Origin of the sequence: Vagococcus zengguangii, from assembly GCF_005145005.1 — a bacterium.
GTDB lineage: Bacteria > Bacillota > Bacilli > Lactobacillales > Vagococcaceae > Vagococcus_A > Vagococcus_A zengguangii.
This window is the reverse complement of record NZ_CP039712.1, coordinates 1,519,409-1,527,500: the sequence shown is the minus strand read 5'-3', so window position 1 is coordinate 1,527,500 and position 8,092 is coordinate 1,519,409. Positions and strand designations below refer to the sequence as shown.

7 protein-coding genes (1 of these 7 only partly in view) are annotated in these 8,092 nt (G+C 35.4%); all 7 read left to right on the top strand.

Annotated elements, in window-relative coordinates:
* Tightly spaced (at most 38 nt apart), the 7 genes in view from rsmH to FA707_RS07175 form a layout consistent with a single transcriptional unit that may run on beyond the window.
* A protein-coding gene (gene rsmH / locus FA707_RS07205; RefSeq protein WP_136953586.1) for a 16S rRNA (cytosine(1402)-N(4))-methyltransferase RsmH crosses the window boundary here: on the top strand, positions 1-927 show its 3' portion. 30 nt of this gene lie to the left of the window's left edge; only the last 927 of its 957 coding nucleotides appear in the window; the start codon falls outside the window, past its left edge; the stop codon is at positions 925-927.
* 15 nt (positions 928-942) lie between these two features.
* Positions 943-1,332: a cell division protein FtsL gene (ftsL, locus tag FA707_RS07200; RefSeq protein WP_136953585.1), complete on the top strand. Its 390-nt coding sequence runs from the start codon at positions 943-945 to the stop codon at positions 1,330-1,332.
* The gene (locus FA707_RS07195; RefSeq protein ID WP_136953584.1) at positions 1,332-3,161 is read left to right on the top strand and encodes a penicillin-binding transpeptidase domain-containing protein; all 1,830 of its coding nucleotides are present in this window, start codon (positions 1,332-1,334) and stop codon (positions 3,159-3,161) included. The genes ftsL and FA707_RS07195 overlap by 1 nt, the downstream gene beginning before the upstream one ends.
* A 38-nt stretch (positions 3,162-3,199) precedes the next feature.
* A complete protein-coding gene (gene mraY / locus FA707_RS07190; protein WP_136953583.1) occupies positions 3,200-4,171 on the top strand; it encodes a phospho-N-acetylmuramoyl-pentapeptide-transferase in 972 nt (323 codons plus the stop codon).
* 12 nt (positions 4,172-4,183) lie between these two features.
* The gene (gene murD / locus FA707_RS07185) at positions 4,184-5,569 is read left to right on the top strand and encodes a UDP-N-acetylmuramoyl-L-alanine--D-glutamate ligase (protein ID WP_136953582.1); all 1,386 of its coding nucleotides are present in this window, start codon (positions 4,184-4,186) and stop codon (positions 5,567-5,569) included.
* On the top strand, positions 5,566-6,657 hold the full coding sequence (murG, locus tag FA707_RS07180) for an undecaprenyldiphospho-muramoylpentapeptide beta-N-acetylglucosaminyltransferase (protein WP_136953581.1): 1,092 nt from the start codon (positions 5,566-5,568) through the stop codon (positions 6,655-6,657). Before murD ends, murG begins: the two co-directional genes overlap by 4 nt.
* Positions 6,658-6,669: 12 nt before the next feature.
* A complete protein-coding gene (locus FA707_RS07175; protein WP_136953580.1) occupies positions 6,670-8,079 on the top strand; it encodes a cell division protein FtsQ/DivIB in 1,410 nt (469 codons plus the stop codon).
* The last annotated feature ends 13 nt before the right edge of the window (positions 8,080-8,092 follow it).

Genomic DNA, 8,092 nt, shown 5'->3' with positions numbered 1-8,092 from the left:
CTATTGAATGAAACCGTAGATAATACTATTACTAATCCTGATGGTGTCTATGTCGACTGTACCCTAGGTGGTGCGGGACATAGTGAGTTGTTATTATCTAAATTGTCTGAAAAAGGACATTTGTATGCATTTGATCAAGATCAAACGGCGATAGATCACGCAAAAGAGAAATTAAAAACATATATAGATAAAGGGCAAGTTACATTCATTAAAAGTAACTTTCGTTATTTAACGCAAGAGTTAGCTGAGTTGGGAGTTACAGAAGTTGACGGCTTAATTTATGATTTAGGTGTTTCGTCACCTCAACTAGATGAAATTGAGCGTGGCTTTAGCTATCATAACGATGCCCAATTAGATATGCGTATGGACCAACAAGCAGATTTCACAGCAAAAGAATTGGTAAATACGTATACGTATGAACAACTAGTTAAAATCTTCTATCGTTATGGAGAAGAAAAGTTCTCAAAACAAATTGCACGTTTAATTGAGAAGAAAAGATTAGAAAAACCAATTGAAACAACAGGTGAATTGGTCGAAATTATTAAAGAAGGAATTCCAGCCCCTGCGCGACGTAAGGGAGGACATCCAGCTAAGCGGATTTTCCAAGCTATTCGAATTGAAGTAAATGATGAATTAGCAGTAGTTGAAGAATCGTTGGAACAAGCGATTGATTTATTAAAAATTGGTGGTCGTGTTGGCGTTATCACATTCCACTCACTAGAAGATCGTTTAGTTAAAAATATTTTTAAAGAATATAGTCAAATTAAAGATGTCCCACCTGGGCTACCAGTTATTCCTGATGAATTCTTACCTAAACTTAAATTGGTTAATCGTAAACCAATTTTACCTGGAGAAGAAGAGTTAGAATATAATAACCGAGCGCGTAGTGCAAAGTTAAGGGTAGCTGAAAAGCAGAATAGTAAGTAAAGGAGAACAGAAAAAATGGCGGAGCAAAGAAGTTTTGATGTGATTGAACAAACTGTTAGTGAACCAGTTGAGCTATCAGTCATTGAAAATCAACCAGAAGCAGTTGATTTCAAGCAGCCGGTCTCAAGACTAGAACGCATTACTAAAGTTGAGAAGATGTTAGTATTAGCGTTGATTGTCTTTTTTGTAGTCCTTTCTGCACTTACTGTTCAAATCTCAAATAGGGTTTCTCAATATGAACGTGAAATTTCGTCAATTGAGTCTAAAAATACTGAAATTAAAAAGTCAGTGATAGAATTGGAACAAGAAAAAACTGAACTTTCTAGAGTGGATCGTTTAAATGAAATAGCGAAACAAGCTGGATTATCAAAACATGAAGATAAAATAAGGAACGTGACTAAGTAATGTGGAAAAAATGGCAGAATTTTATTCAAAGAAAAGGGCTTAATCCTATCGTTAATCGAAAAAAATTCTCTATTTTTCTGTTTTTCTTAACTATCGGTGTTTTTCTATTGTTTATTGCTAGATTTACGTATGTAGTTGTAGTTGGTAGAGTTGGTAATACTTCTTTAAGTGCAAAAACTCAAGAATTATATCAAGGAAGTAGCGTCATTAAGGCTAAAAGAGGTACCATTTACGATAGAAATGGTAATATCATTGCCGCAGACGCTACTTCCTATTCGTTGTATGCTGTGTTAGATAAAACATATCTAGGGATAGCAACAAACGGTAAAGATAATGCCCGTGAAAAACTATACGTTGAAGATAAAAACAAAGAAAAAGTAGCAGAAGTTATCGCAGCGAATACAGATTTAGAGAAAGATTATGTTCTAAAACAATTAAATCAAGACTTAAAACAAGTTGAGTTTGGTAATGGTGGGAAAAACTTAACTCTTGAAACAAGAAACAAAATTGAAGAAGCACTTGAAGCAGATAAAATTAAAGGAATCTACTTTACTGAACAGCAAGCGCGTGTTTATCCTAATGGTATTTTTGCTTCTCATTTAATTGGTTATGCACAAAGCGATGGTGAAGGTGGCGTGGCTGGTCAAATGGGAATTGAAAAAGCCGAAGATGATATTTTGGCAGGTACAGACGGTGAGGAGACCTATCTAAAAGATAGCGCACAAAGAAAAATTGCTGGTTCAGTCGAAGTTCAGAAAAAAGCGGTTGATGGTAAGGATATTTATACGACGCTAGATTTGAATTTACAAGTATTACTTGAAGACTCAATGACTGAAATTTTATCTAAATATCCTAAGCAAGAAGATATGACAGCAATGTTAGTTGAGGCAAAAACAGGAAATATTGTAGCAGCATCGCAACGACCGACATTTAATCCTGAAACTAAAGAAGGGTTAGAAAAAACAGATGATGAAACAGATGTTTGGTCTAACTTGCTAATTGAACGTGCTTATGAACCAGGTTCGACTATGAAAGCTTTTACTATTGCAACTGCTTTTGAGAATGGTATCTTAGATCCAAATGCGTTTGTTAAGACGGGAGTCTATGAGTTCGAAGATGGGACGAAAATTTATGACTGGAATAAAGAAGGAGAAGGAACGATAACATATCGTCAAGCTTTTGCTTTTTCTAGTAACGTCGCCATGGTGAACTTAGAGACACAAATGAAAGATAAGTGGGTAGCTTCACTTGATAAATTTGGCTTCAATAAATTAACCGGTACTGATTTATTAAATGAAGTGCCAGGTTATCTTCCTGATATGACCAACAGTGTTGATTCAGCAATTACCTCTTATGGACAAGGTATTTCCGTGACACCTTTCCAAATGGTACAAGCTTACACAGCGATTGCTAACAAAGGGACTATGTTAAAACCTAACTACATTAGTAAAATAGTTGATAGTAAAGGGAAAGAAAAAGTGATGCCAGTTAAAGAAGTGGGTAAACCGATTAGTGCTGATTCAGCAGCTAAGACGTTAGATATGATGGCATCCGTTGTAGAAGATCCAACATATGGGACAGGAACTTCTTATGCATTAGATGGTTACCGTGTATCCGCTAAAACAGGTACGGCTCAGGTGTTTGATAATAGTCGTGGCAAATATTTCGAAAAAACGTATATAAACTCAGTCGCACAAATTGCACCGATAGAAGATCCAGAGTATATTATGTTTGTGACGACCAAAGGAGACGGTGAGCAAGCATCGACCATTATCTCATCTGTTTCAAACAAAGTATTAAAAGAAGCATTAGATCGTAAATTAAAATAAAAAAATTATTGGTAAATTAGAATTGGGGTTTATAAACTATGGAATGGACACAAGTTTTCTTACCAATCGCGATTAGTTTTGCGATTACGGTAACAATTATGCCGTTTTTCATCGGTTATTTCCAAATGAAAAAGCATGGTCAACAAATTAGGGAAGAAGGACCAAAGTGGCACAATAGTAAAGCAGGGACACCTACAATGGGTGGAGTTGTTTTTCTAATCGCCATCGTTTTAACATCATTTTTAACAGCAACGTTTGTTAAAAATATTGTAACAACAACGTTATTTAGTCTATTGTTTATTTTAGTCTTATACGGAATTGTCGGCTTCTTAGATGATTTTATCAAAATCTTCAAGAAACGTAACATGGGCTTAAATTCATTACAAAAATTAATTACGCAAATCATTGGTGGCATTATTTTTAGTGTGGCTTATGCTAAGTTAGGCGGAGATCATAGTTTAACGTTACCAGTAATTGGTGAATTACCATTAGGTGTGATTATCTATAGTATTTTCAGTATTTTCTGGATGGTAGGATTCTCTAACGCCGTAAATTTAACAGATGGTTTAGATGGCTTAGTTGCTGGCTTAGGAACTATTTCATTTGCAACATACGCCTTAATTGCTTGGAAACAATCGCAATATGATGTGTTGGTTATCTGCTTAGCAGTTATTGGTGGTTTACTTGGCTTCTTCATGTACAATAAAAAACCGGCTAAAATTTTTATGGGTGACGTAGGGTCGCTTGCACTAGGTGGTTTACTAGCAGGTGTATCAATTATGTTACATCAAGAATGGACCTTATTATTAATTGGTTTAGTTTATGTCATTGAAACGTTAAGCGTGATGCTACAAGTTGCTTCATTTAAATTAACTGGCAAACGCATTTTTAAAATGGCGCCTATCCATCATCACTTTGAAATGTTAGGGTGGTCTGAATGGAAAGTTAATATTGTCTTTTGGATAGTCGGTTTATTAATGTCACTTATTACGTTATTTATTCTTTATTAGGAGTTGAGTAGGATGAAAGTTATTAGCAATTATCAAAATAAAAAAGTACTAGTGTTAGGTTTAGCAAAAAGTGGGACAACCGCCGCTAAATTACTCCATCAATTAGGAGCAATCGTTACGGTGAATGACGGTAAGCCCTTAGAAGAGAATATGGAGGCGCAAGCACTTTTAGAATTAGGTATTAAGGTAATTGCTGGCAGTCATCCTATTGAGCTGTTAGATGAAGAATTCGAATTACTAGTCAAAAATCCTGGAATTCCTTATACTAATCCTATGATTCAAGCGGCTATGGCAAAAAATATTCCGGTTATTACTGAAGTTGAATTAGCTTATGAGATTTCGGAAGCACCAATTGTTGGAATCACTGGTACTAATGGTAAGACAACAACGACAACGATGATTAATAACTTATTGAATGCTGATAAAAACTCAGAATTTGGTTTTGTCGCAGGAAATATTGGGGAAGTGGCCTCACAAGTAGCTCAACACGTCACAAAAGATAACGTAATGGTAACTGAATTATCTAGTTTTCAATTAATGGGAATTGAAACGTTCAAACCAAAAGTAGCAGTTATCGTCAATATTTTCGAAGCGCATTTGGACTATCACGGTAACCGTGAAGAATATGTAAAAGCGAAGTGGGAAATCCAAAAAAATATGACAGCTGATGATGTACTAGTTTTAAACTTCAATCAAGCTGAATTACGTCAATTAGCACAAAAAACCAAGGCAACGGTTATTCCGTTTTCAACAAAGGAAAAGCACCTTGAGGGAGCTTATGTTGAAGATGGCGCAATTTATTTCAAAGAAGAGTATGTGATGCAAGCAGATCAAATTGGTGTGCTTGGCGAGCATAACTTAGAAAATGCGTTAGCGGCGATTGTTGTCGCGAAATTATATAATATCCCTAATGAAGCGATTATCCAAGCCTTAGCGACATTTGGTGGGGTAGCTCATCGTATGGAGTATGTTGGTAATATTTTAGGTCGTAAAGTTTATAATGATTCAAAAGCGACTAATATTTTAGCCACCCAAACCGCTTTAAGTGCCTTTAAAGATAACAAAGATAAAGTAGTCTTAGTTGCTGGTGGTTTAGACCGTGGTAATGATTTTATTGAGTTAGAGCCATCATTAACTAATTTAAAAGCTGTTTCGTTATATGGCGAAACAAAACATAAATTAGCAGAATCAGCGGAACGTGTGGGGATTTCTTCATTAGCGTTAAATGAAAATTTAGTAGAAGCAGTCAATCAAGCTTTTGCTTACACAGTTGAAGGAGATATTATCTTATTTTCTCCAGCTTGTGCAAGTTGGGATCAATTCAAGAATTTTGAAATTCGTGGGGACCAATTCAAACAAGCAATAAAAAATATAGAAGAAGAGTGGAATAATAAATGAGATTATTAGTTTCTGGTGGAGGGACGGGTGGACATGTCTATCCGGCTCTTTCTTTAGTTAAATATGTAAAAGAAGTTGAACCTGATTCAGAATTTATGTATGTCGGAACTGAGCGTGGTTTAGAAAGTTCGATTGTCAAACATGAAAACCTACCATTTGCTTCAGTTGACATCCAAGGGTTTAGAAGAAAGTTAACGTTTGAAAATGTGACCACTATCCAAAAATTCTTAAAGAGTATTAAAGATAGCAAACGTATTATTAAAGAATTTAAACCTGATGTGGTCGTTGGAACAGGGGGCTATGTTTGTGCCCCGGTCGTTTATGGAGCTCATAAATTAGGTGTGCCCACATTAATTCATGAACAAAATAGCGTACCAGGCGTTGCGAATAAATTTTTATCACGTTATGTAGATAAAATTGCAGTTTGTTTTGAAGATGCGATTGAATATTTCCCACAAGCTAAAGTTGAATTAACGGGTAACCCACGCGCGCAAGAAGTGGCAGGGTTGTCACCTAACAATTATTTAGCGGATACGTATCATTTAGACACTGCAAAGAAAACAGTCTTGATTTTTGGTGGTAGTCGTGGGGCACAAACCATGATGAATGCAGTGGCTGAGTCACTTGCTGAATTGGAAGCGAAAGACTATCAAACGATTATTGCAACTGGAAAAATCTATTATGATGATATGATTAAGGGAATCGAGTTGGATGCTCTTAAAAATGTCCGTATCTTACCATATATTGATAATATGACAGATGTATTAGCTAATACTGATTTAGTAGTGAGCCGCGCGGGGGCAACTTCAATCGCGGAATTCACTGGCATGGGACTACCTTCTATTTTGATACCAAGTCCCAATGTTACAAACGATCATCAAACCAAAAATGCCATGTCACTAGTAAAAGTTGGCGCAGCCGAGTTATTAAAAGATAGTGACTTATCAGGTGCAAGCCTAATTAAGACTATTGATGATATCATGAATGATCCCAATAAATTACAACAAATGGCAACTGAAGCTGAAAAAATTGGCTACCAAGACGCCACAACGCATTTGTATGAACTCTTAAAAGCGTTGCAAAAATAGGAGGTGTCATTGATGAAAGACAATGAAAAGAATCTTGAAAATGAGACCCTAAAATCGCGAAATCCATTGGGCACAATCGAAGAAACAAGTACGTCTGCTACTCAAAGTTCTGAGGAGATTGATTTTGATAGCTTAACACCATGGCAAAAAGAAAACTTGAAATATTTACAAGAAGCAGGTCAAGAACCTAAGTGGTTAGAGAAACCTGAAACTGAAGAAAAAACAGAACAGTTATCTTTTGAGAAGAAGAATTTAGAAGAATTAACCGAAATTAATGCTGAAAAGGTACTAACGAAAGAAGAACAAAAAATTGCTAAAGAACGTGCGAGTAAAATGGAAGCTGAAAAGCAACCAAAAAATCAAGAAGAAGATGATGAAAAAATCAAGTCTGATCAAGAAACACTCACTGAAGCAAGCTCCGATCAATCATCGACCTTTTCTGATAATATTTTAGATTTCAAAAAAATCTTGAAAGAAGCAGTTGCGGACGAACATGATTTAAGTTATGAATCAGAAGTCTTAAAGAACAATTCATTTGCAGACAAATTACCTAAAATAAAACAACAACGCCGAAATCGTATGTTAAGACGCCTACTATTACTTTTAAGCATGTTTTTAGTCGTACTATTACTGACTGCTTATTATGTTTCGCCATATAGTAAGGTTCAGACCTTGGAGATTGTTGGTAATAATGTAGTGACTAAGCAAGAAATTGCAACTGCTACAGGAATAAGAAATAATGAATTTTTCTGGAATGCTTATTTGAATGAACCGATTGAAAAGAATATAAAAAAGGCGCTACCAAGAATTAAATCGGTTGAGAAGAGTATCGTGAACGTTAATAATATCAAGTTAAAAATTGAAGAGTACGATGAAATCGCTTATGCTAAGTTTGAAGGGAAATTTTATCCCATTTTAGCAAGTGGCAAAATTATTGACGAAGCAGTCACGACAACTAAAAACGAAGCGTTCACTATTTTCACAAATTTTGAAAATGATAAACAATTTGAACGTGTCATGAATATATATTTAAACATGGATGATGAGATTAAAAAGAACCTAGACGAAGTCGTGTTAAATCCGTCTGGGAAAGTTAGAAGTCGTATCGTTTTACGTATGAAAGATGGTAACCAGGTTATTGGTTCAGTTAAAGATTTAGGGGATAAAATAGTTTACTATCCACAGATTGTGAAAGAAATGTCAGAACCAGGTGTGATTGATATGGAAGCAGGCATTTTTAGTTATTCCTATGAATCAAAAGAAGCAAGCGAAAAATTAGCTGGTTTAGACGCGAATGATGGGCAACTTAATGAAGCAACAGATGCTGAAGAAACCGGTCAAAACGAACAAGATGAACAAGAAAATCCAGAAGATTCTGAAAATGATGATGAATTAATCGATGAATTGCAAAATAATCCTTAATATTTTGTATTAT

What these genes read in the sequence shown, in the direction of transcription:
- ftsL (WP_136953585.1), top strand. Translation starts at nt 943, where the DNA reads ATGGCGGAGCAAAGAAGTTTTGATGTGATTGAACAAACTGTTAGTGAA.
- FA707_RS07195 (WP_136953584.1), top strand. Translation starts at nt 1,332, where the DNA reads ATGTGGAAAAAATGGCAGAATTTTATTCAAAGAAAAGGGCTTAATCCT.
- mraY (WP_136953583.1), top strand. Translation starts at nt 3,200, where the DNA reads ATGGAATGGACACAAGTTTTCTTACCAATCGCGATTAGTTTTGCGATT.
- murD (WP_136953582.1), top strand. Translation starts at nt 4,184, where the DNA reads ATGAAAGTTATTAGCAATTATCAAAATAAAAAAGTACTAGTGTTAGGT.
- murG (WP_136953581.1), top strand. Translation starts at nt 5,566, where the DNA reads ATGAGATTATTAGTTTCTGGTGGAGGGACGGGTGGACATGTCTATCCG.
- FA707_RS07175 (WP_136953580.1), top strand. Translation starts at nt 6,670, where the DNA reads ATGAAAGACAATGAAAAGAATCTTGAAAATGAGACCCTAAAATCGCGA.